At 62.9% G+C, this 21,944-nt stretch carries 19 protein-coding genes; 7 read left to right on the top strand and 12 right to left on the bottom strand.

Annotated features, from left to right (window positions below; all coding sequences use genetic code 11):
- Window position 1: 1 nt before the first annotated feature.
- From M4J40_RS09620 to speB, 4 genes are all read right to left on the bottom strand, one after another.
- Entirely contained in the window at window positions 2-853 is an 852-nt protein-coding gene (locus M4J40_RS09620) for an ABC transporter permease (protein ID WP_251753866.1), read from the bottom strand.
- Window positions 850-1,881 carry an ABC transporter ATP-binding protein gene (locus M4J40_RS09615; protein ID WP_251753865.1) on the bottom strand — a complete coding sequence of 344 codons (1,032 nt, stop codon included), beginning with the start codon at window positions 1,879-1,881 and terminating at the stop codon, window positions 850-852. The genes M4J40_RS09620 and M4J40_RS09615 overlap by 4 nt, the downstream gene beginning before the upstream one ends.
- A 70-nt stretch (window positions 1,882-1,951) precedes the next feature.
- Window positions 1,952-3,040, bottom strand: coding sequence for a PotD/PotF family extracellular solute-binding protein (locus M4J40_RS09610; RefSeq protein WP_251753864.1), 1,089 nt, complete (start codon window positions 3,038-3,040; stop codon window positions 1,952-1,954).
- A gap of 68 nt (window positions 3,041-3,108) precedes the next feature.
- Complete coding sequence (gene speB / locus M4J40_RS09605; protein ID WP_251753863.1) at window positions 3,109-4,161, bottom strand: agmatinase; 1,053 nt, start codon at window positions 4,159-4,161, stop codon at window positions 3,109-3,111.
- 221 nt (window positions 4,162-4,382) lie between these two features.
- Here speB and M4J40_RS09600 point away from each other — a divergent pair, with 221 nt between their 5' ends.
- Both M4J40_RS09600 and M4J40_RS09595 read left to right on the top strand, forming a co-directional pair.
- Entirely contained in the window at window positions 4,383-5,336 is a 954-nt protein-coding gene (locus M4J40_RS09600) for a LysR substrate-binding domain-containing protein (protein ID WP_251754260.1), read from the top strand.
- A 28-nt stretch (window positions 5,337-5,364) separates the two neighbouring features.
- Entirely contained in the window at window positions 5,365-6,546 is a 1,182-nt protein-coding gene (locus M4J40_RS09595) for an aminotransferase (protein ID WP_251753862.1), read from the top strand.
- Here the strand turns inward: M4J40_RS09595 and M4J40_RS09590 are convergent, their stop codons facing one another.
- From M4J40_RS09590 to M4J40_RS09555, 8 genes are all read right to left on the bottom strand, one after another.
- Complete coding sequence (locus M4J40_RS09590) at window positions 6,547-7,554, bottom strand: MBL fold metallo-hydrolase (RefSeq protein WP_251753861.1); 1,008 nt, start codon at window positions 7,552-7,554, stop codon at window positions 6,547-6,549. It abuts the gene before it with no gap.
- Between the two features lie 103 nt (window positions 7,555-7,657).
- Window positions 7,658-8,335 (bottom strand): DUF2161 family putative PD-(D/E)XK-type phosphodiesterase, encoded by a 678-nt coding sequence (locus M4J40_RS09585; RefSeq protein ID WP_251754259.1) that lies wholly within the window; start codon window positions 8,333-8,335, stop codon window positions 7,658-7,660.
- A gap of 70 nt (window positions 8,336-8,405) precedes the next feature.
- Complete coding sequence (locus M4J40_RS09580) at window positions 8,406-9,161, bottom strand: ABC transporter ATP-binding protein (protein WP_251753860.1); 756 nt, start codon at window positions 9,159-9,161, stop codon at window positions 8,406-8,408.
- Entirely contained in the window at window positions 9,158-9,991 is an 834-nt protein-coding gene (locus M4J40_RS09575; RefSeq protein WP_251753859.1) for an ABC transporter ATP-binding protein, read from the bottom strand. Before M4J40_RS09575 ends, M4J40_RS09580 begins: the two co-directional genes overlap by 4 nt.
- Window positions 9,988-10,935 (bottom strand): ABC transporter permease, encoded by a 948-nt coding sequence (locus tag M4J40_RS09570; RefSeq protein WP_251753858.1) that lies wholly within the window; start codon window positions 10,933-10,935, stop codon window positions 9,988-9,990. Before M4J40_RS09570 ends, M4J40_RS09575 begins: the two co-directional genes overlap by 4 nt.
- A complete protein-coding gene (locus tag M4J40_RS09565; RefSeq protein ID WP_251754258.1) occupies window positions 10,932-11,939 on the bottom strand; it encodes an ABC transporter permease in 1,008 nt (335 codons plus the stop codon). The genes M4J40_RS09570 and M4J40_RS09565 overlap by 4 nt, the downstream gene beginning before the upstream one ends.
- A 122-nt stretch (window positions 11,940-12,061) precedes the next feature.
- Entirely contained in the window at window positions 12,062-13,705 is a 1,644-nt protein-coding gene (locus M4J40_RS09560) for an ABC transporter substrate-binding protein (RefSeq protein ID WP_251753857.1), read from the bottom strand.
- A gap of 259 nt (window positions 13,706-13,964) precedes the next feature.
- Window positions 13,965-14,786: a pyridoxal phosphatase gene (locus tag M4J40_RS09555; RefSeq protein WP_251753856.1), complete on the bottom strand. Its 822-nt coding sequence runs from the start codon at window positions 14,784-14,786 to the stop codon at window positions 13,965-13,967.
- Window positions 14,787-15,139: 353 nt separating this feature from the next.
- On the opposite strand from M4J40_RS09555, the gene M4J40_RS09550 reads away from it, so the two are divergent.
- From M4J40_RS09550 to M4J40_RS09530, 5 genes are all read left to right on the top strand, one after another.
- Entirely contained in the window at window positions 15,140-16,072 is a 933-nt protein-coding gene (locus M4J40_RS09550) for a transcriptional regulator (RefSeq protein ID WP_251753855.1), read from the top strand.
- A 248-nt stretch (window positions 16,073-16,320) separates the two neighbouring features.
- The gene (locus tag M4J40_RS09545; protein WP_251753854.1) at window positions 16,321-17,829 is read left to right on the top strand and encodes an alpha-N-arabinofuranosidase; all 1,509 of its coding nucleotides are present in this window, start codon (window positions 16,321-16,323) and stop codon (window positions 17,827-17,829) included.
- 171 nt (window positions 17,830-18,000) lie between these two features.
- The gene (locus M4J40_RS09540) at window positions 18,001-19,893 is read left to right on the top strand and encodes an ABC transporter substrate-binding protein (protein WP_251753853.1); all 1,893 of its coding nucleotides are present in this window, start codon (window positions 18,001-18,003) and stop codon (window positions 19,891-19,893) included.
- 134 nt (window positions 19,894-20,027) lie between these two features.
- Complete coding sequence (locus tag M4J40_RS09535) at window positions 20,028-21,032, top strand: ABC transporter permease subunit (protein WP_251753852.1); 1,005 nt, start codon at window positions 20,028-20,030, stop codon at window positions 21,030-21,032.
- 5 nt (window positions 21,033-21,037) lie between these two features.
- Window positions 21,038-21,895 (top strand): ABC transporter permease, encoded by an 858-nt coding sequence (locus tag M4J40_RS09530; RefSeq protein ID WP_251753851.1) that lies wholly within the window; start codon window positions 21,038-21,040, stop codon window positions 21,893-21,895.
- Window positions 21,896-21,944 lie beyond the last annotated feature (49 nt).

Here is a 21,944-nt window from a genome sequence, read left to right as displayed (position 1 = left end):
CTCAGGCCTCCAGCTTCTTGCCGACGAACATCGTCAGGGTGACGAGCGCCAGCGACACCAGCACCAGGAAGACCGCCATGGCCGCCGCGAACGGCATGTTGGACTGATAGAGCGCCTGGTCGGTGATCAGGACCGACAGAGTCCAATGGCTCGGCCGTCCAAGGATCTGCGGCAGAAGGTAGGAGCCGAGCGCGAAGATGAAAGCCATGATCAGTGTGGCGATCAGCGTCGTACGGAGCGCGGGTAGCACCACGGTGAAGAAGGCCTTCAGCGGCGACGCGCCCAGCGTGCGCGCCGCCTCGGTCAGGGTCGGATCGAGCCGGACCATGGAGGGGTAGAGCACCAGCACCGCATAGGGCATCGCCTGATAGACCATGCCGGTCAGGACGGCGCCGAAGCCCGGCACGAGCGCCTTGGGCGCGTCCATCAGACCGACGCGGACCAGAAGGTTGGTGATGCCGGCGGTGCGCGACAGGAGCGTGGACCAGGCGAAACCGATGATCACTTCCGACAGCGACAGGATGGAGAGAAGCGCCACCAGCCAGATCACCTGCGTCTGCCGCCGCGAACGGGCAATCAGGTAGGTGAAGGGCACGGCGACGATCAGAGACACCACCGCCACTGCAATGGCGAGATAGAGCGAGAAGGCAAGGACGTTGCCAAAGAATGGCGTCAGGAAGCGCGCGTAGTTGGCCAGCACGAAATCCGGCACATAAAAGCCGCCCTGCTGACGTCGGAAAAAGCTCACCAAGACCATGGTGCCGAAAGGCACGATGAAGAAGACCGTCAGCATCAGGCCGGGAAAGATCACCGGCAGATGCTGGGCAAGCCCATGGGCCGGTTCGCGCCTCATCGGGTGAGCACCACGGAACGAGCAGGATCGAGGCGGAGGCCGACCCGATCGCCTATGGCGACCTCCGGACGGGCGCGCGGGCTGGTGACGGCGATCACCTGCGTGCCGCCGGCATCGAGGAAGAACTCGATGGCGCCACCGAGATCGCGGACGAAGGTGATTTTTGCCTCCGGCAGATCCTCGGTCGGTGCGGTCAGCTCGACATCCTCCGGACGGACCGACAGCGTCGCCTTGGAGACGCCGTAAGGCATGGCGACAGAGGTCTGGCGACCGAGCAGCGTGACATGGTCACCATCGCGCGCGATATCGATCAGGTTGGTGGAACCGATGAAATCGGCGACGAATGTGTCGGCCGGCTTGCGGTAGATCTCCACCGGCGACGCCGCCTGGCGGATTTCGCCGCCCTGCATGACGATCACCGTGTCCGCCATCGTCATCGCCTCTCGCTGGTCGTGGGTGACGACGATGGTGGTGATACCGAGTTGCTGCTGCAACTGGCGCAACTCGACCTGCATCGCCTCCCGAAGCTTGGCATCGAGCGCCGACAGCGGCTCGTCGAGCAGGAACAGGCGCGGACTGACGGCCAACGCTCGAGCTATGGCGACGCGCTGACGCTGACCGCCCGAGAGCTTGGAAACGGCGCGGTCGGCGTAGCCCGGCAAGTGGACGAGAGCCAGAAGCTCTTCGACGCGATGAGCCTGTTCCTCCCTAGAGAGTCCCCGAATCCTGAGTGCATAGGCGATGTTGCCCCCGACGGTCAGGTGAGGAAACAGCGCCAAGGACTGGAACACCATGCCGAGGTTACGCTTGTGGGTGGGCAGGCGGGTGATGTCCTCGCCGTCGATCGAAATGGAGCCGGCGGTCGGCACGTCGAGGCCGGCGATCATCCGGAGCAACGTCGTCTTGCCGCATCCCGATGGTCCAAGCAGACAGACAAAGCGCCCGTTGGGCACTTCGAGGTCGACATCGTTCACGGCCTTGACCGGGCCGAACTCCCGGCTGACACCCTTGAGGACCAGACCCGACATGAAGGTTTCCAAGCTGGCGGGAAAAGAGGCGCCCCGCGGACGGGCGGGACGCCGGAGATATCGGGTCGGATCAGCCGACGATCAGCTCGGTCCACTTCTCGTTCAGCCAATCGGCCTTTTCCACCTGCATGTCGTAGCGCGGAATGATCGGATCGATTTCCGACGACGCGGCGGCGAACTCGGCATCCGTCAGGTCGGTGAGCGAGCGCTTGACGGTCGGCGCGGTGCCCACCTTGCGCGTTACCAGCGCCTGGATTGACGGCTGGCTCATGAAGTCGATGAAGAGATGGGCCTCCTCGACTTTCTTCGACGCCTTGGAGAGCGCCCAGCAGCCGGAATCGAGGATGCCGCCTTCCTTGGGGAAGGTGGAGCGCACGGGGAAGCCGTCGGCGATCGCAAGGCCGGTTACGTCATGATAATACTGGCCCATCGGAATCTCGCCCGACTTCAGCGCCTGTTCGAACTGCGCTTCGTCGCGATACCACAGGCGCACATTGCCCTTCAGCTCGGCAAGCTTGTCGAACGCCTTGAGGATGCCCTCCTCGGTGTCGAGCGCGTTGGTGCCGCCGAAGAAGGTCTTGGCCGTGACTTCCAGCAGGAATGAGTTGGAAACCAGCGCCATAAGACCGAGCTTGTCGGCGTTGGAGGCGTCCCACAGATAGGCCCACGAGGTCGGCGCTTCCTTGTAGACGTCGGTGTTGGAGACCAGCGTCACATACCAGGCCACGGCGCCGATGCCGGCGATGCGACCGTCAGGATACTTGTTGACGAAGGCCGGGATCAGGGCGTCGAGATTCTTGATCTTGGCGGCGTCGAGCGGTGCCCACAGCTCCGTTGCCTGCCCCTTCAGCATCGAGGTCTGCGAGATCATCGATACATCGGCCGGCGCCTGGCCGGCGTTCGCCGCCTGCTGCAGCTGGACGAGCCAGGCCTCGCCCGTCGGTTCGGCCACCGACTCCACGGCGATACCAGTCGCCTTGGTGAACTCGGGAAAGACGTTCTTGTCGAAGGAATCCTTGAAGTAGCCGCCATAGGCGCCGACCTTGAGCGACCTATCCTGGGCGCGGAGCACGTTCGGCATGGCGAGCACGGCGGCGCCGGTGGCACCGGCCGCGAGCAGAGCACGGCGACTGACTGTAATGTCCGTGAGCTTGGTCATTTGTTTGGTCCCCTTTTCGTCCGGCTCTCTCCGCACAAGACAAAGGCGCCGGTTCCCCTCGTTAAGACTTATTTACTCTTTTTCAGCGCCGGGCTGAACACCATCAGACTCAGGATCTCGAACAGCATCTGAGCTCCGACCTGAGCCGTGTTGGTGGTCGCATCATATTGCGGGGCGACCTCGACCACGTCGCCGCCGACGAGATTCAGACCCTTGAGCCCTCTGACGAGCGCCAGAGCCTCGCGACTGGTGAGGCCACCAACTTCAGGCGTGCCGGTGCCGGGCGCGAAAGCCGGATCGAGGCTGTCGATGTCGAAGGAGAGATAGGTCGGGCCATCGCCCACCACCTGCCGCGCCTTCTCGATGATGGCGGGAATGCCGAGCTGGGATATGTCTCTGGCGTCGATCACCGTCATGCCACTATCGCGCGAAAACTCCCACAGATACTCCGACGAGCCACGGATGCCGATCTGGATGGTGCGGGTGGGATCGAGCACGCCGTCGAGTACGGCATTGCGGAACGGGCCGCCGTGATGGAACTTGGTGTCGTCGAACGGGGCACCGGTGTCGGAATGGGCGTCAATGTGGACAAGGCCAACCGGGCCTTGCGCGCCGACCGCCCTGAGGATCGGATGGGTAATCGAATGATCGCCCCCGACGGACAGAGGCAGCACGCCGGCCGCGACGATGGCGGCAATCGTCCGCTCGATATCCTCGTGACTTTGCTCCAGACGAAAACGACCACGAAACGGTACATCACCGATGTCGGCGACGGAAATATCGTGGATGGGCGCCGTGTCGAGCACCTCGTTGTAGGGTCCTATGCGTTCGATGGCCCTGAGCGCGCGTGGTCCGAAGCGCGAGCCGGGGCGATTGGTGACGCCGAGATCCATCGGCATGCCGAGAAGGGCAACATCGAGATCGCCGAAGTCAGGCGCGCTCCAATCGATGGAGCGAGCGGCGGCCGATAGCAAAGTAGGCATGCCCGCAAAGGGAGCAGCCCGGGTGTTGCCGTTGAAAATACGCGACGCGACGCGAGCATAACGGGGGTCGTAGGTTTCACCCGGCTTGCCGGTATATCTCTCCCGCAGCGCCTTGAGCCGCTCGGCATCCCAAACCATAGATGATCGACTCCTCGACATGTCACACGGCGGTTTACCGCAGTCGTGACGGCTGTCGGTGTGCCCGCGACCGCTCTGGCGCACCTGATGAACTGTTCCCCGGAGCGCTGAACGCCCTCGTTTGCCCAATCAAAAGGCAAATCCATTTGAAATGCAATTCACATTGATTTATCCATGCATGTGAATTTTTCTCACAGACGGATCCGATGGGCGACCAGGGAATTCCCAGCCGGCTGCCGCCGCTCAACTCGCTGCGCGCCTTCGAGGCAACGGCTCGCCGTGGCTCGGTGTCGGCGGCCGCGCGCGAGCTTGGCGTCACCCATGGAGCCGTCAGCCATCAGGTCAGGGCGCTTGAGGAAGCGTTGGGGTCGTCGCTGTTCGAGCGTGGCAGCCGCCGTATGCGGCTGACCGCGCAGGGCGCTCTTCTTCTTCCCGCCGTCGCCCAGGCCTTCGGCGACATCGCGGCGGCAACGGCCCGCCTGCAACGCCCCGAGGCAAGCGGCACGCTGACCATCATGTGCGTTGCCGGCCTGCTGTCCTTCTGGCTGTTGCCACGCCTTCACGACTTCACCGACGCCTACCCCGGCATCACGCTGAACCTTTCGGCCGGCAACGATCCGGCGCGCGTCGGCGATCCGGAAGTCGATCTCGTCATCCTTTACGGGCGCGGTAGCGTCGAAGGCTGCTGGAGCCGGCTGTGGAGCCCGCTTCGCCTGTTTCCAGTGGTCTCGCCCAGCCTGATCGCCAGCCGTCCCTTGCGGTCGGTGCGGGACCTCCGCCACCACAGCCTTCTGCATGGCGACCGTGGCGACGAATGGACCACATGGCTGAGCGCCGCCGACGCGGCCGACCTGCCGCGCGGCCGCCAGCACTTCCTCGGCGATGCGCGCCTGTCCACCGAGGCGGCCGTGCATGGACAGGGCGTCGCGGTGGGCGACACCATCACCGCCGCCCGGCTGGTCGCCGACGGCGACCTCGTGGTGCCATTCGATCTGTCCGTTGCCGCCAACGACAGCTTCTTCATCGCCTGCCGCAACGAGATGCGGTCCGCTCCGATCGTCAAGGCCTTCGTCGATTGGATGTTCGCGACGCTCGATGCCGGCGCCCTGCCTGAACCCAAGCTGTCGCCCCGGTCGTCTCAGCGACGGCCAACCAACCCATCGCCCGCTCCCTGAACCTCGCGCCGCCACAGGATCTACGGATATGCCGCGTCTCAATCCGCTCGTTGCCGATCTCGCTCCGCCGCCCATTCCCTCCGTTCAGGCATGGGCGCGTGCCTATGACGGCAGCCTTGGCCCAACGGTCGATTTGTCTCAGGCCGTGCCGGGTTATCCGCCGCACCCCGAGCTGATTGCCCTCCTGAGGGCGGCGGCCGCCAATCCATCGACGGCCGCCTATGGACCGATCGAAGGGGACCATACCCTGCGCGACGCGCTCGCGGCGGACCAGAGCGCCCTCTATGGCGCGGCAATCGCGGCCGACAACATCCACATTACCGCCGGCTGCAACCAGGCCTTCATCTGCGCCGCCCTGGCCGTCGCGGAACCGGGCAGTCGCGTACTGCTGTCCAACCCGTTCTATTTCAACCACGAGACATCGTTGCGCATGTTCGGCATCGGCATCGGTCTCGTCGACTGCCCGGCGGAGGACGGCTTCCTGCCGGACCTCGACGCTCTCGACAAAGCGATCGCGCCCGACGTCAGAGCTTTCGCCATCGTCTCGCCCAACAACCCGACCGGCGCCGTCTATTCGCCGGCCCTTCTCGCCGACATCCTGGAGCTCTGCCGCCGGCGCGGCATCTGGCTGATCCTGGACGAGACCTATCGAGACTTCCTGCCCGCCGAGGCGAGGCGGCCACACGACCTCTTCCTGCGCGCCGGCTGGGGCGACGGGCTCATCTCGCTCTATTCCTTCTCGAAGAGCTTCTGCGTTCCCGGATATCGCCTGGGCGCCGTGACGGCCAGCCACACTGTCGTGGCCGAGATCGCCAAGATCATGGACAACTTGCAGATTTGCGCCCCGCGCGTCGGCCAGATCGCGGTGGCGGAGGCACTGCCGAGGCTCGGCACCTGGCGTGAGACGAACCGGGCCGAGATCACCCTTCGCGCCAACGCGCTGAAAGCCGCCATTGCCGAGACGACGGGTTGGGAGATCGGCGCCGTCGGCGCATACTTCGCCTTCGTCCGCCATCCCTTTGCCGGCGTATCATCTGCACGCGTCGCGGAAAAGCTTGCCCGACGTGCCGGGATCGTCACCGTGCCCGGCAGCTATTTTGGGCCCGGACAGGACGACCATCTGCGCTTCGCCTTCGCCAACGCGACGGCAGAGACCATTGGCCTTCTGCCCGCACGGCTCAATCGGCTTGGCACGGTCATCGGCGATTGATCAGGCCGACGGCCGCCACCACGAGCCACCCACCGGCAGGGCGACGAAGTCATCATCGGCCAGCCCCGCCTCGGCGCGTGCCTTGGCAAGCCTCACTGGCGGTTCGTCAAGCGCCTCGTCGGTGAGCTGGAAGCAACCCCAATGGATGGCGATGCTCCGCCTCGCCCCAATGTCCCGATGGGCGAGCACCGCCTCCTCGGGATTCATGTGGTGCTCCTTCATGATGCGACGCGGCTCATAGGCGCCAATCGGCATCAGTGCCAGATCGAACAGCACGCCATTCCGCTCACGCGGCTTCAGGCGCTCATGCGTCTCGCTAAAATGCTCGCCATAGCCGCTATCGCCGGCAAAATAGCAAGAGAAGCCATCGGCGAAGATGGCGAAGGCGCCCCAAAGCATGCGGTTCCGGTCGTTGAAGCTACGGGCCGACCAGTGCCGGGCCGGCGTCAAGGTCATGTCGAGGCCGCGATAGGTGTGGCTTTCCCACCAATCGAGTTCGATGACGTTGCCGATACCCCAGCGCCGCAGCAAGGCACCGACGCCAAGCGGGACGACAAACAGCGTCCGACCACCGAAGCGCCGGTTGATGTGGCGCACCGAGGATCGGTCGAGGTGATCGTAGTGCCCATGGGAAATGAGCACGACATCGATCGCCGGCAGATCGTCGAGCGCAATGCCCGGCGGGACGAACCGCTTCGGACCGAGAAAACTGAAAGGCGATGCGCGCTTGCTGAAAACGGGATCGGTCATCACCGTAAGGCCGCCGATGCGGAGCAAGACGGTGGAGTGGCCAATGAAGGTGGCGGAGGTCTCCGGACCGGCGATGCGCGCGAGATTCGGATCCACCCTTGGCGTCGGGCTTTTCGGCGGATGCGGCTTGCCCTCACGCCGCGCCTCGCGCTTCCACTCCCATATGTCACGAAGGGTCGCGCGACCGGCTTCCACATCCGGGTCGTGGAACCCCTCCGGCGTATGGTGGGTCTTGGCGGGATCGTAGTAGGGATTCATTGAGGCAGGTCGCTCCGATGCACCGACGGGTCAGGGAAATATGGCATCGCCTTGGAAAACCGCCATATCTGCCCGATGTTTGAACGTTACACATTGCCGTGAGCTAAGCGGCCGCTGGCTCCTCGGCCGGCAGGTAGGCTGCCCATGCAACGAGCGCCGCACCGCCACTGTCGGTCAGGCGGTAAACGCCGCGCTCGACCCGCTCGAACCAACCGTAGACATCGGCCTGGAGGATCTTCGCCGCGTCGGGAGCGATCGGCTTGAGATCACGTGGCCTCTGCGGCCCATCGCGCAAGGCCCGGGCAACGACAAGTGCCTGCTGGCGATATGCGGTCATCTGCGGAAGGCGCGTCGAGCCACCCAAGATGGGGTCCCCCTTGCGGCGGCGAAACTCGTCGACGATGCGCGAGCGGCGGCGGCCGTCGCGGCGTGGCTTCCAGGGCACTGGCTCGACAATCACCTCAATCAGGCCGGTGGATGTGACGGCGATCAGGCCGAAGCCCAGGAAACGGCATAGCTTCCTGACGCGCGGATCGCCCTCGCGGCCACGACCGCGTATGGAAGCGCCGATCGCGAGCCACACCTCGTCAGCCGCCGCCGTGCGATCAACGGCTTGCAGAACCAGCTCCAGGGTGAAGGCGCGCTTGAGTTCGCCGATCACCACCAACTCGGGCTCGCCATCGGACAGACCGACGAGGTCGCATCCCTTCACCTCCCCCTTGACGGACAGGCCAAGGCTTTCGAGGTGGCGTTTGACGGGCAGGTAGAGGTCGGTTTCCACGAGGAAGAACTCCAATCGGCGACTCGCCATTGGTAAATCCTCACCTGCCGCCGGTAAAGAAAGCGTGGGGCTAGCCCGGCTCCGTCTCGCGCGTAAAGCCCTTGCTCGCCACCATCAGCCGCCGGGTGTAGTCGGACACCATCCTGCCACCGGCAAGATCGGTCGCGGCGAGCGTTTCCACCACCTCGCCGCTTTTCATGACAGCGAGGCGGCCGCACATGTGCGTAACGACGCCAAGATCATGGCTGACCATGACATAGGTGAGGCCATGGCGACCGCGCACCTCCTCCAGGAGGTTCAACACTTCGGCCTGCACCGAGGCGTCGAGCGCCGAAGTCGGCTCGTCGAGCAGCAGAATCTCGGGCTCGACGATCAGGGCGCGAGCGATGGCGACACGCTGGCGCTGGCCGCCGGACAGCTGGTGCGGGTAGCGGAAGCGGAAGGACGATCCGAGGCCAACCTCGTCGAGCGCCTTCAGGATCCGCCGTTCGCCGTCGCCGATGCCATGAATGGCGAGCGGCTCCAGCAGTTGCCGATCGACGGTCTGGCGCGGATGCAGCGATGCGTAGGGATCCTGGAAAACCATCTGCACCGCGCGGCGAAAGGCACGACTACGCCGGCTACCCGACAGCGCCTCGCCGTTCACCTCGATGGTGCCGGCGCTGACCGTCGCAAGGCCGGCGACAGCGCGCAACAGCGTCGACTTGCCCGATCCGCTCTCGCCAACAAGACCGAAGGACTCGCCCTTGCCGACGGTAACGCTCACCGACTTCAGCGCCTGAAAGTCGTCAAAGGTCACCGACAGGTTTTCGATGCGGATGGTCACGCCGCCCACTCCTTCTGTCGCTCGAGCACCGGCAAGGGATGCCGGCTCTCGCCGATCTTCGGCGTGCAGTCGAGCAGACCACGCGTGTAGGGATGCTTGGCGCCGGCGAGATCGGCGGTGGCCAGTTCCTCGACGATCCGGCCGGCATACATCACCAGTACCCGATCGCAGAAGGAAGAGACCAGGCGGAGATCGTGGCTAATGAAGATAAGGCCCATGCCCTTGTCCCGCACCAGACGATCGAGAATGCCGAGCACTTCGAGCTGCACGGTGACGTCGAGCGCCGAGGTCGGCTCGTCGGCAATCAGCAGCTCGGGGCCACAGACCAGCATCATGGCGATCATCGCCCGCTGCCCCATGCCGCCCGACACCTCGTGTGGATAGAGGGCGAAAACCCGCTCCGGATCTTCGATCTGCACCGCCTTGAGCATCTCCAGGGCACGACGCCGCGCCTCACCTTTCGAGATGGTCTCATGCTGGCGCAGCGTTTCGGTGATCTGGCGGCCGATGGTCATCACCGGATTGAGCGAGAACTTGGGATCCTGCAGGATCATCGCCATGCGGCTGCCGCGCATGTCGCGCCAGGTGGACGGAGTGGCTGCCAGGAGATCGACGCCGGAAAAAGACAGCGCGTCCGCGCGAACGATGCCGGGAGGCGGCGTCAGCCCCATGATGGCGCGGCCAGTCTGCGACTTGCCCGAGCCACTTTCGCCGACGATGCCGAGCCTCTCCCGCCCGAGCTCGAAGGACAGGCCGCGCACCGCCTCGACGACGCCGGTGCGTGTCGGATAGGTGACCGACAGGTTGCTAACGGTCAGCAGCGGCTTCATCGGCCAGCCCCCCGTGGATCGAGTGCGTCGCGCAATCCGTCGCCGAGCAGATTGAAGCCGAGGCTGACGATCAGAATGGCGATGCCGGGCATGGTCGCTACCCACCACTGGTCAAGGATGAAACGGCGGCCCGATGCGATCATCGTGCCCCACTCCGGCAGAGGCGGCTGGGCGCCAAGACCCAGGAAGCCGAGGCCGGCCGCCGTCAGGATGATGCCGGCCATATCGAGCGTAACGCGAACGATCAGCGAGGAAAGACACATCGGCATGATGTGCCGGAGGACGATGCGGGTTGGCGAGGCCCCCATCAGACGGACGGCGGCGATGTAGTCGGAGTTTCTGACGCCCAGCGTTTCGGCGCGAGCGAGGCGGGCATAGGGCGGCCACGATGTGAGTGCGATGGCGATAACCGCGTTCTCGATACCCGGCCCGAGAGCGGCCACGAAGGCCAGCGCCAGGATCAGCTTCGGGAAGGCCAGGAAGATATCGGTGATGCGCATCAGCACTGCATCGACATAGCCACCGGCGAAGCCGGAGACGGTGCCGATCAAGAGGCCGACCGGGGCGGCGATGATGGCGACCAGCGCCACCACGGCGAGCGTGATCCGCGACCCTATGAGAAGACGGGACAGGATGTCGCGGCCCTGGTCGTCGGTCCCGAGCAGGAAGCCGGGCGAGCCCGGAGGCAGCAAGCGGGCGCCGGCCAGGTCGCCGATGGTCGCCGAACGCGGCGCCAGTAGATCGGCGAAGACGGCGACCAGCACCAGGGCGAGGATGATCAGAAGTCCGGCGACGGCGAGACGGTTTTCCGAAAAGCGCCGCCATGTGACGTAGGCGCGACCGAGCCTTGCCTGATTGCGGGAATGCGGCTCGGCCGTGAGCAGCCACTCGCGCCAGCTTTCATTCGACGTCGTCGAGGACGCCGGTGACGAGGGATCGGTCATCTTGCGCGAGTCCTCGGGTCGAGCAGCCGATAGAGCAGGTCGGACAGCATGTTGATGGTGATGAACACCGAGCCGATGACGATGGTGCCGCCTAGGACGGCGTTCATGTCGGCGTTCTGCAAGGAGTTGGTGATGTAGAGGCCGATGCCCGGCCAGGAGAACACCGTTTCGGTCAGGACCGATCCCTCGAGCAGGCCGGCATAGGACAGGGCGATGACGGTGACGAGCGGCACGGCGGCATTGCGGAGCGCGTGGAACCAGACGATCCGACGCTCGCTGAGCCCTTTGGCGCGCGCGGCGACTATATACTCCTGTCCGAGCTCGTTGAGCATGAAGGAGCGCGTCATGCGGCTGATGTAGGCGAGCGAGAAGTAGCCAAGCAGCGAGCCGGGAAGGATGATGTGGCGAAAGGCATCCCAAAGGACGTCCCATTGCCGCGTCCACGCGGCATCGAAGAGGTAGAGGCCGGTGATCGGAACAAAGGTGTACTCATAGGCGACGTCGAGGCGGCCGGGATAGGCGACCCATTTCAGCTTGGCATAGAACAGCAGAAGCGACAGCAGCCCCAACCAGAAGATCGGTACGGAGTAACCGATGAGTCCGACGATGCGGACGATCTGGTCGGCGATCGACCCGCGCCGGACGGCGGCGACGACGCCGAGCGGCACGCCGAGCCCCGCGCCGATCAGCGTGCCGACCGTGGCAAGTTCAAGCGTCGCCGGAAACACCCGGATGATGTCTTCCATCACCGGATTGGTGGTCAGGACCGAGGTGCCGAAATCACCGGTCAGGGCTTGCTGTAGGTAGAGGACGAACTGACGCCAGAGCGGCAGATTGAAGCCCATTTCCTCTCGGACGCGCTCGACGACCGACGCCGGAGCACGATCGCCGACGATCGCCAGCACCGGATCGATGGGAACGACACGGCCGATGAAAAAGGTGACAGCGAGCAGGCCGAGATAGGTGGTCGCCAACATGACGGCGAACCGGCCGATGTTGACCATGATGCCGCGGGCGCGCCTTAGCCCCACGGTTCGCTTGGCGCTCGAATGAAACACGAGTTGGACCGCTCCTCACTTGCAAGGATGGAAGAAGCTCCGCCTCCCGAGGAAGGCGGAGCCTGCATTCATTCCTTGGAGATGGGAGCAACCAGGTTCGTGTCGTAGGAAGGACCGAGCCTGAAGCCCTTCAGCTTGGACGAATAGGCGGCGACCTCGATCTGCTGATAGATCACGACGAACGGCCCACTCTCGAGCACCTTGCGCTGCAAGTCCTGATACATGGCCGCACGCTTGGCCGAATCCTTCTCAAGCAACGCCGCCTTGGTTTCGGCGTCGAGGTCCTTGGGATCCCAGGCATTGCGCCAGGCGAGCGTCTTCACCTTGCCTTCGTCGGAGTTGTCCGGATTGGCCGTGAAGGTTTCGGCGTTCGAGTTTGGATCGAAATAGTCCGAACCCCACTGGCCGATGTACATGTCGTGTTGGCGAGCACGGTATTTGGTGAGGGTCTGCTTGCCGTCGCCGGGGATGATTTCCAGCTTGACGCCGGCTTGCGCCAGGGTCTGCTGGAAGTTTTCCGCAATGCCGGTCACCGGCTGCGTGTTGCGGGTGTCCATGGAGACAGTGAAACCGTCGGCGAGGCCGGCCTTGGCGAGCAGATCCTTGGCCTTGGCAACGTCGAACGTGTAGGGCTTGTCGTCGATGGAACCCAGTTGTCCCTTCGGCAGGAAGGACTGGTGAATCTCGCCAATGCCCTTGATCAGGGTGGCGCCGATGGCGTCGTAGTCCACCAGATACTTGAAAGCCTCGATCACCTCGGGCTTGGAGAGGTTGGGGTTCTTCTGGTTGAGGGAGATGTAGTAGACTGTGCCCTTGGGGGCCGAAATCGTGTCGAGATCGGGATTGGCGGTCGCCGCTTCGAAGTCACCCGGCTCAAGGTTGCGGGCGACGTCGATATCGCCGTTCTCAAGCGCCAGGCGCTGGCCGGCGCTTTCCTTCATGTGGCGATAGATCACCCGCTTCATCTTGGCAGGTTCGCCGAAATACTGGTCGTTGCGCTCGAGAACGACGGCTTCGTTGGCCTTCCAGGTGATGACCTTGAACGGCCCGGAGCCGGCCGAGTTGGTCTTGAGCCAGTCGTTGCCGAAATCGGTATCCCACTTGTACTCGTCGGACGGCGTCACCGCCTTGGCGTGCTCCTTGACCAGTTTCTTGTCGAGCACCGCGCCGGCTGTCGAGGTCAGGACGTTGAGCACGAAGGACGTGGCATAGGACTTGTCGACGGTGAAGCTGACGGTGAGCGGATCGACCGCCTTGACCTTCTCGGTCACGTTATCGCCGGTCAGTCCGAACTGCCCGAACAGGAAGGCCGGGCTCTTGTCCATCTTGATCAGCCGCTCGACCGAAAAGACGACATCATCGGCAGTGATCGGGTTGCCGGAAGCAAACTTCAGGTCGGGCTTCAGCTTGAATGTGTAGGTGAGACCGTCATCGGAAACCGTCCAGCTGTCGGCGATATCGTCCTTGACCTGGGTCGTGTCGTCCAGATCGAGCCGGACAAGAAGAGAGTAGGAGTTGCCGGTAACCTCAGCGGTGGAAAGCTCGAAAGCCTCGCCGGGATCGAGGCTGATGATGTCGTCGATGGCGAAGCCCTCGACCAGCGTATCAGCAGGCGTGACAGCAAAGGACGGGCCGCTCAATGCGAAGAAGACCGCCATCGCAGCCCCGGCGGAGAGATATCTCAGGTTCTTTCCCAGGATTGGCATGCTCATCTCAGTATTCCCCTTTTCATATATATCGGTGGTTTCTCCACCTTTGGTCGCCCAGTGCAGCCGGCAAGGAGCCACGGAGCTGCCGATTTCATATCATATCCCCGCCGATGACGAGGCATGAGCGCCCACGCCATTCGACCAATGGAGCGTGTGCCAAGCCTCGACGAGCGACGTGAGGCCTTGTTTCTGAAAGGAAAGTCGTAACCACCCACTATGGAATGGTCAATAGGCAGGCATGCCCAACGCCGTGGCAGGCAGTTCAGACACGAAGCAGACTTTCGATGCGCCTCGCGATGGCATCGGTGTCGTTGGCGCCAATCACCTCGGCCGCCTTTGCCTTGACCGCGTCAGGGGCGTTGCCCATGGCTATGCCGAGACCAACGCCAGTCAGCATGCCCAGGTCGTTGAAGTTGTCCCCAAAGGCGACGATGTCGTCCGCATCGACCCCGCGCTCGGCAGCCCAGGAGACAAGACGGCTACCCTTGCTGCGTCCTGCCGGCATCACATCGATGCGGTCGTGCCAGGAATACTCGATGCCGTAAGCCGGCATAGCCTCGGCTTCCGCATACCAGTCGGCCAGTCGGCCGGCATCCGAGTGGGTGACCACGAACTTCCAGACATTGGGAACGGTATCGAGAACCGCCTCCACCGACTCAATCCGCCGCAGCTCCGGCTTTGGACGGGTCGACAGACCGTCGATCCAGGCGCCGAGCTTTTGAAGATGCGGCGTCGGCACTTCGTAGAGCATGACGTCGTCCAGATAGACCAGCATGTCGACGCGGTGCCGGCGGCAGGATGCGACGAGGCGGCGCGCGTCGGCGAGATCAAATGGCTCACCACTCACGACGCGCTCGGCTGGAAAATCGTAGACATAGGTGCCGTTGCAGCAGATGGCCGGTCCGGAGAGCCTCAGCTCCTCAAAATAAGGGCGGGTCACCGAGTGATGGCGGCCAGTGACCAAAACCACCTCAAGTCCCCGTTCCTTCGCAGCCCCAAGCGCAGCGATCGTGCTCGGACGGATGCGCCCTTCCGGATCGAGGAGCGTGCCGTCGAGATCGAGGGCGATCATCCGATAGGGCATGTCTTTCTCCCGTAGCGCCAGAGGGCAAACCGCGCCTTCTGTGGGCGCCCTCCCCTCGACATTCCCCCAGCCGACCTGGAGCATTCGCCGACTGGACCGAAACACCCGGCCACCAAGCGAGCGCGCCGGCTTCCTCCGCCGAAGCAACCGCTCGTCGAGCAGGCCGGCTCAGCCTGACCGAGGGTCCTCTAGCGGACCCTGCCGATCCTGTCGATCCGTAGTCGCGCCACTAGCCGGACGAACTCGCCCCCCGGTCGGACCACGACCAACGGACCGTAGCACGCGATGATTTGCAATAGACTCTATCACGATTGATGATATGAAAAGAAAGACCTTGCTTTCGAGTGAACCCCTTGAACAGAAACTTCCTTACGCTGCACGCCGCCGACAGCCACGCCACGCTCAAGGGGATAGCCTCGCCGACACGGCTCGACATTCTTCGCCTCCTGCATGGCAAGGGGCCAATGAATGTCAATGAAATCAGTGCTGAACTGTCATTGCCGCAGTCGACTGTCGCCATGTCGGTGCAAGCACTCGAGGAAGCGGAGCTGATCGACACCAAGACGGTAAAGGCCAAGAAGGGACACCAGAAAATCTGTTCGGCGCGCTACGACGAGATCGTTATCAGGTTTGATGATCCGGGCGAGCTGCCGCGTGACGAGACGATCGAGGTGTCGATGCCGATCGGCCTCTATACCAGCTGCGACGTTCGCGCGCCTTGCGGTCTCTGTTCGAACGACGGCGTCATCGGCCTTCTCGACGTGCCGAACTTCTTTCTCGACCCCAACCGCATGCAGGCTGGCCTGATCTGGTTCGGCAGAGGCTATGTCGAGTATAAATTTCCGAACAATGCCAAAGTCTTGAATGAAGAGATCAGCGCCGTCGAATTCTCGATGGAGCTGTCGTCGGAAGTGCCGGGCACCAACGCGGACTGGCCGTCCGATATCACGCTCTGGGTCAACAACGCTTTGGTCGGCACCTGGACTTCGCCGGGCGATTATGGTGATAAGCGCGGCGTATACACACCACGCTGGTGGAAGCTCGAGGGCTCCCAATACGGCAAGCTCAAGACCTGGACGATCTCGGAACGCGGGACGTTCATAGACGGTATCAGGATTTCCGATGTGAAGTTGGCCGACCTCGGCCTCGATAACCACCACTCCATCCGCATGCGGATCGGCATTTCCGATGAAGCAAAGCATCCAGGTGGCATAAATATATTCGGTCGCGGCTTTGGAAACTACGACCAGGATATCGTCATGCGCCTGTATAGATCCGAAAAATAGATTTCATCTACCTCTACACTATTATCCTGCTCCAAAAATTCGCACGGATCTCAGCCAGCTACTCACTGATCTATATCAGATACGCTAGCCCTCGCTACAAGATACACCTTATTATTGCCCGCCGGCCCCTGGTTCAGCCTTTGGTCGCGAGCAGCCATAGGCCAATTGACAACCCTCCAGGTCCGAAACATACTGCCCGTTATGTACCATAAAACATAATATAAACTACAGCGGGTATGAGGGCCGACGTGAAAGCGAATGTGACCATCCACCGGGATTTCACGATTTCCCAGGTCGACGACCGTGTCTACAGCTCCTTCCTGGAGCACTTGGGGCGCGCCATCTACACCGGCATCTACGAGCCCGGGCATCCGACAGCCGATGCCGACGGCTTCCGAGGCGACGTTCTGGACCTCGTGCGCGCCATCCGGACACCCTATGTGCGATATCCGGGAGGCAACTTCGTTTCGGCCTACAACTGGGAGGACGGCGTCGGCCCGAGGGAAAGTCGCCCGACCCGCCTCGACCTTGCCTGGCGCACCCGCGACAACAACCATATCGGCGTCAACGAGTTCGTCGACTGGTGCAAGAAGGCCGGCACCAAGCCGATGCTGGCCGTCAATCTCGGCTCGCGCGGCCTCGACGCTGCCCGCAACTTCATCGAGTACTGCAACCATCCGGGCGGGTCCTACTGGAGCGACCTGCGTCGCCAGCACGGTTGGAAGGATCCGCACAACGTCAAGCTCTGGTGCATCGGCAACGAGATGGACGGCCCTTGGCAGGTTGGCCACAAGTCGGCCGACGAGTACGGCAAACTCGCCAACGAGACCGCCAAGGCGATGCGCCTGTTCGACAAGTCGGTGGAACTTGTGGTCTGCGGCTCCTCCAGCTCCAACATGCCGACCTTCCCGGATTGGGAAGCGACCGTTCTCGACCACACCTACGACACGATCGACCATCTCTCCTTGCATATGTATTTTGCCAACAAAGAGAACAACACACTGAATTACCTCGCCCAGACCGAAACGCTCGACAGGTATATTCAGTCGGTCTCCGGCGTGATTGACTATATCAAGGCGAAGAAGCGTTCCAAAAAGAACGTCACCATTTCATTCGACGAATGGAACGTCTGGTATCACAGCAACGAGCAAGACAAGAAGATCCTTGAAGGAGACGACTGGCCAGACGCCCCCCATCTTCTGGAGGATATCTACAACTTCGAGGACGTGCTGCAGGTCGGCAGCGTGCTCAACACGTTCATTCGCCGCGCCGATCGCGTGAAGATCGCCTGCATCGCCCAGTTGGTGAACGTCATTGCCCCGATCATGACGGAAACCGGTGGGCCGGCCTGGAAGCAGACGATCTACTATCCCTTCCTGTTCGCGTCCCTCTACGGCCGAGGCACCTCGCTGCGCACCATCGTCGACGGGCCGACCTACACTGCGGACGTCGGAAGCGACATCCCCTATCTCGACGTGTCGGTGGTCCGTGCGAACGAGGGCGACGCCCTGACTTTCTTCGTGGTGAACCGTCACCTCACTGAAACGCTCGACTTCACCTCCGCGCTTCATGGCTTCCCGGCGGCGCGAGTCGTCGAGCACATCCAGATGACCCATCCCGACCTCAAGGCCGTCAATTCGGCTGCCAACCCGGACAACGTTGTGCCGAAAACGGTTGGAGGGACGCTCGTCGAGGATGGCGCGCTCCGCAGCAAGCTGCCGCCGCTGTCCTACAACGTCATCCGTCTATCGGTTTGAACCAACAGGCCGCCTTCGGAGGAATGGCGGCCGGTTCCGATCTCATGCCGACGTGGCCGCGTGCCCGGCGGCGAGCAGAAGGAGGATAAATCCCGCTGGTCTGGAGGACGCGGTTCGCCGCTTTGGCGACGCACCGTGCAACGTGGGCATTGTTGAGGGAGGACTTACCGCATGAAACTTTGGAGAACGTTCCTTGCCGGCGCCGCACTCGCGGTTCTGGCCAGCACGGCTCAGGCGCAGGATATATCCAACCTGCCGCGCAAGGAGACCGTGATCATCGAGAACCCGGAGGGTACCGTCAAGAACCCCGGCTGGTTCAACATCTGGGTGAACGGCGGCGGCGGCCTATCGACCGGCCTGCAGCAGCTGACCATGGACACTCTCTGGTACATCGACCCCGATCAAGGCATCGACGGTCCGTGGTACAACTCGCTGGCTGCCGAAAAGCCGATCTACAACGCCGACTTCTCCGAGATGACGGTGAAGCTGCGCAAGGGCATGTACTGGAGCGATGGCGTCGAGTTCACCGCCGATGACGTCGTCTACACCGTGCAGACCCAGATCGACCATCCGGGTATGGTGTGGAGCCCGCTTCTCGCCGTCAGCGTCGACAGCATCAAGGCCACCGATCCCTACACTGTCGTCTTCAAGCTGAAGAAGCCGAACTCTCGCTTCCATGCCCTGTTCACAGTGCGCTGGAACGCCATCTGGATCATGCCCAAGCATGTGTTCGAAAAGGTCGAGGACCCGCTGAAGTTCGACTTCGCCAACCCGATCTCGATCAGCGCCTACAAGCTCAAGAACTACGACCCGCAGGGCAAGTGGTACATCTGGGAGAAGCGTGAGGACTGGCAGCGGACGCCGCTCGGCCTCATCGGCGAGCCCGGCCCGAAGTATGCCGCCTATGTGGACGGTGGCCCGCCGGACAAGAAGACCATTGCCCAGCTGAAGCACGAGCTCGACATCATCCACGACAACACGCCGGAAGGCATGTTCACGTTGGTCGAACAGTCGAAGTCGCTGGCCACCTGGTTCAAGGGCTTCCCCTATGCGCATCCCGATCCGACCCTGCCGGCCGTGATCTTCAATACGCAGAAGGCGCCATTCGACAACGCCGACGTGCGCTGGGCCCTTGCCCTGCTGATGGACATCAAGGCCATCGACCTCGCAAGCTACCGCGGCGCGGCAACCCTGTCGGCCATCGGTGTGCCTCCGACCGGCGTCGCGATGCCGACCTACCAGGCGCCGATGCAGGAGTGGCTGAAGAACTTCGAACTCGATACGGGCAAGAGCAAGATCAAGCCCTATGATCCGACGATCCCCTCGCAGATCGCCGACATGCTGCGCAAGCAGCCGAAGTTCAAGGACCAGATCCCGACCGATCAGACGGCGATCGACAACCAGTTCGGCTACGGCTGGTGGAAGCCCAATCCGAAGGCGGCCGGCGAGTTGCTTGAAAGAGCCGGCTTCAAGAAGTCCGGCAATCAATGGCTGCAGCCGGACGGCCAGCCCTTCCGGATTCGCCTGACCGTCGAAGGCGACTCGCGTTCGGTGTTCACCCGCGCAGGTACGCTGATCACCCAGCAGTGGAAGCAGTTCGGCATCGACGCGAAAGCGTTGCCGACGACCAATCCCTGGCAGCCGATGCAGGCCGGCGACTTCGATGCGGCCATTGCCTGGAGCGTCGAGACCTGGGGTGGCGACGCCGACATGTCGTTCTTCCTGGACAGCTGGCACTCCAGCTTCGTGGCCAAGCCTGGAGAAGTCCAGCCGGCGCGCAACTGGCAGCGCTGGTCGAGCCCGGAACTCGACAAGATCATCGAGGGCATCCGCGGGATCAGCTTCGACGATCCCAAGGGCGTGGACTACGGCATGGACTATCTGAAGCTGGTGGTGAAGGAAATGCCCACCATTCCGATGATGTCCTACAACGTGTTCGCCTCGATGGACACCACCTACTGGACGGGCTACCCGACGTTCCCGGATGATCCCTACACCGATCCGGTTCCGAACTGGGGCAACTCGCGTCTCATGATGGTCAAGCTCCGGCCGACGCAGCCCTGACGGTGGCGGGCACGCCCATCTCTCCTCCGAGGCGTGCCTTCCCTTCTTGACGGTCCGCGCGGGCTCCGGCCCGCGCGGATCACCTCGAAAGGATCGCCGGCAGCGCCGGCACTGAAAGCGGAGCTAGGGATCCCGTGGCAGCTTACCTGGTTTTCGTCGCGCGCCGTTTCGGCCAGCTGGTGCTGGTCGTCTTCCTCGGCATATCCGCGACCTTCTTCATCACCCACATGACCCCGGTCGATCCCGTCGCCGAGTCGATTTCCGCTATCACCAACTTCGGCAAGTCCGATCCGGAAGCGATCGAACTGATGCGAAAGACGCTAACCGAGCTCTACGGGCTGCAGGGTAACGTCTTCGAGCAATATGTCTCCTTCTGGTCCCGCCTCATTCGCGGCGACCTCGGCCCTTCGCTGTCAGCCTTCCCGACCCCGGTGTCGCAGATCATCTTCCGCGCGCTGCCATGGACGGTCGGGCTGATGATATCGGCGACACTGATCTCCTTCACCATCGGCAACACTCTGGGAGCGCTCGCCGGCTACTATCGTAAGAGCCGTCTGCTGAAGATCATCAGCCTCGGCCTGATCGGCCTGCAGCCGATCCCCTACTACATTCTCGCCTTCATCCTGCTGATCCTGTTCGGCTTCGTCTGGCCGGTGCTGCCGATTACCGGTGGCTACGAGATGAATGCCGACCTGACGTTGTCGTTCACTCTCGTGCTCGACATAATCCGCCACTCCATCTTGCCCGCCATGGCGCTGGTTCTTGTGGGCGCCGGCTCGTGGCTCACGGGCATGCGGGCGCTGACATCCAACATCGTCACCGAGGATTACGTGACCTTTGCCGAACTCGGCGGCGTCGGCTCGACCCGCATCCTGCGCTCCTATGTGGTGCGCAATGCCATCGTCCCGCAGCTCACCGGCCTCGCCATGTCGCTCGGCGCCATCTTCAACGGCACGGTGATCACCGAGATCGTGTTCGGCTACCCCGGCATCGGAACGCTACTGATCGATGCGGTGCACGCGGGCGACTACAGCCTCGTGCTTGGCCTCGCTTCGCTCTCGATCATCGGCGTCGCAATCGCGGTGTTTCTGATCGACATCCTCAGCCCGCTGCTCGACCCACGCATCAAGGCGGAGTGATGGCCATGTTCACGATCATTCGCGACCTCATCCGCTACAACATCGAATTCGCCATCGGCCTGTTGATCCTGCTGCTGCTGATCGCTGCCGTCATCCTTTCCTTCTTCTCGCCCTATCCGGCATCGGAAATCTACGTCGTGCCGCCGGATCTGCCGCCGGACGCCGAGTTCTGGCTGGGAACGACCTCACGCGGTCAGGACACGTTCTGGCAGCTGATGATCGGGCTCAGAAACACGTTTGGCTTCGGCGTCGCGGTGGCCTTCCTGTCGCGCATCCTGTCGCTCGTGGTCGGGCTCTCCGCCGGCTACGCCGGTGGCCGCGTCGACCGGATCCTGATGGCGATCAACGACTCCATCATGGTGATCCCGCAGTTTCCGATCCTGGTTCTGTTCTACTTCGTGCTGAAGGATGACATGAACTGGCTGATGCTGGTCCTGATCCTGTCGGCTCTCGGCTGGTCCTATGATGCCCGGCTGATCCGATCGATCGCCATGAGCCTCAGAACGCGCCCCTTCACGACGCAGAGCGTCTACTCGGGCATGAGCATGCGCAAGATCCTCGTCGAGGAGCATTTGCCCTACGTGATGCCGATCGTCTTTGCGACCACCATGAACAACATGATCTGGTCGATCGGCATGGAGATCACCCTTTCGGTGCTCGGCTTCACCGACGTCGACACTCCGACCATGGGCCAGATGATCTATTGGGCCAACTCCCACTCCGCCCTGATCTCGGGCATCTGGTGGTGGGTGGCTGCGCCCGTGGCCGCCATCGTGATCCTGTTTATCGGCCTGTTCCTGCTGTCCATGTCGATGAACGAGTACATCGATCCTCGCAGCCGCCTGAACCGGATGGGGAACTGAGCCGATGCAGACCGAATCGCTTCTCCACGCCTCCGACACTGCGGTCGAG

Source organism: Pleomorphomonas sp. JP5, from assembly GCF_023721815.1.
In the GTDB taxonomy this organism is placed as follows: Bacteria; Pseudomonadota; Alphaproteobacteria; order Rhizobiales; family Pleomorphomonadaceae; genus Pleomorphomonas.
Note: the sequence above shows the minus strand (reverse complement) of the source record. Positions and strands in the feature narration are given on the sequence as shown.

What these genes read in the sequence shown, in the direction of transcription:
- M4J40_RS09620 (WP_251753866.1), bottom strand. Translation starts at nt 853, where the DNA reads ATGAGGCGCGAACCGGCCCATGGGCTTGCCCAGCATCTGCCGGTGATC.
- M4J40_RS09615 (WP_251753865.1), bottom strand. Translation starts at nt 1,881, where the DNA reads ATGTCGGGTCTGGTCCTCAAGGGTGTCAGCCGGGAGTTCGGCCCGGTC.
- M4J40_RS09610 (WP_251753864.1), bottom strand. Translation starts at nt 3,040, where the DNA reads ATGACCAAGCTCACGGACATTACAGTCAGTCGCCGTGCTCTGCTCGCG.
- speB (WP_251753863.1), bottom strand. Translation starts at nt 4,161, where the DNA reads ATGGTTTGGGATGCCGAGCGGCTCAAGGCGCTGCGGGAGAGATATACC.
- M4J40_RS09595 (WP_251753862.1), top strand. Translation starts at nt 5,365, where the DNA reads ATGCCGCGTCTCAATCCGCTCGTTGCCGATCTCGCTCCGCCGCCCATT.
- M4J40_RS09590 (WP_251753861.1), bottom strand. Translation starts at nt 7,554, where the DNA reads ATGAATCCCTACTACGATCCCGCCAAGACCCACCATACGCCGGAGGGG.
- M4J40_RS09575 (WP_251753859.1), bottom strand. Translation starts at nt 9,991, where the DNA reads ATGAAGCCGCTGCTGACCGTTAGCAACCTGTCGGTCACCTATCCGACA.
- M4J40_RS09570 (WP_251753858.1), bottom strand. Translation starts at nt 10,935, where the DNA reads ATGACCGATCCCTCGTCACCGGCGTCCTCGACGACGTCGAATGAAAGC.
- M4J40_RS09565 (WP_251754258.1), bottom strand. Translation starts at nt 11,939, where the DNA reads ATGGTCAACATCGGCCGGTTCGCCGTCATGTTGGCGACCACCTATCTC.
- M4J40_RS09560 (WP_251753857.1), bottom strand. Translation starts at nt 13,705, where the DNA reads ATGAGCATGCCAATCCTGGGAAAGAACCTGAGATATCTCTCCGCCGGG.
- M4J40_RS09555 (WP_251753856.1), bottom strand. Translation starts at nt 14,786, where the DNA reads ATGCCCTATCGGATGATCGCCCTCGATCTCGACGGCACGCTCCTCGAT.
- M4J40_RS09540 (WP_251753853.1), top strand. Translation starts at nt 18,001, where the DNA reads ATGAAACTTTGGAGAACGTTCCTTGCCGGCGCCGCACTCGCGGTTCTG.
- M4J40_RS09530 (WP_251753851.1), top strand. Translation starts at nt 21,038, where the DNA reads ATGTTCACGATCATTCGCGACCTCATCCGCTACAACATCGAATTCGCC.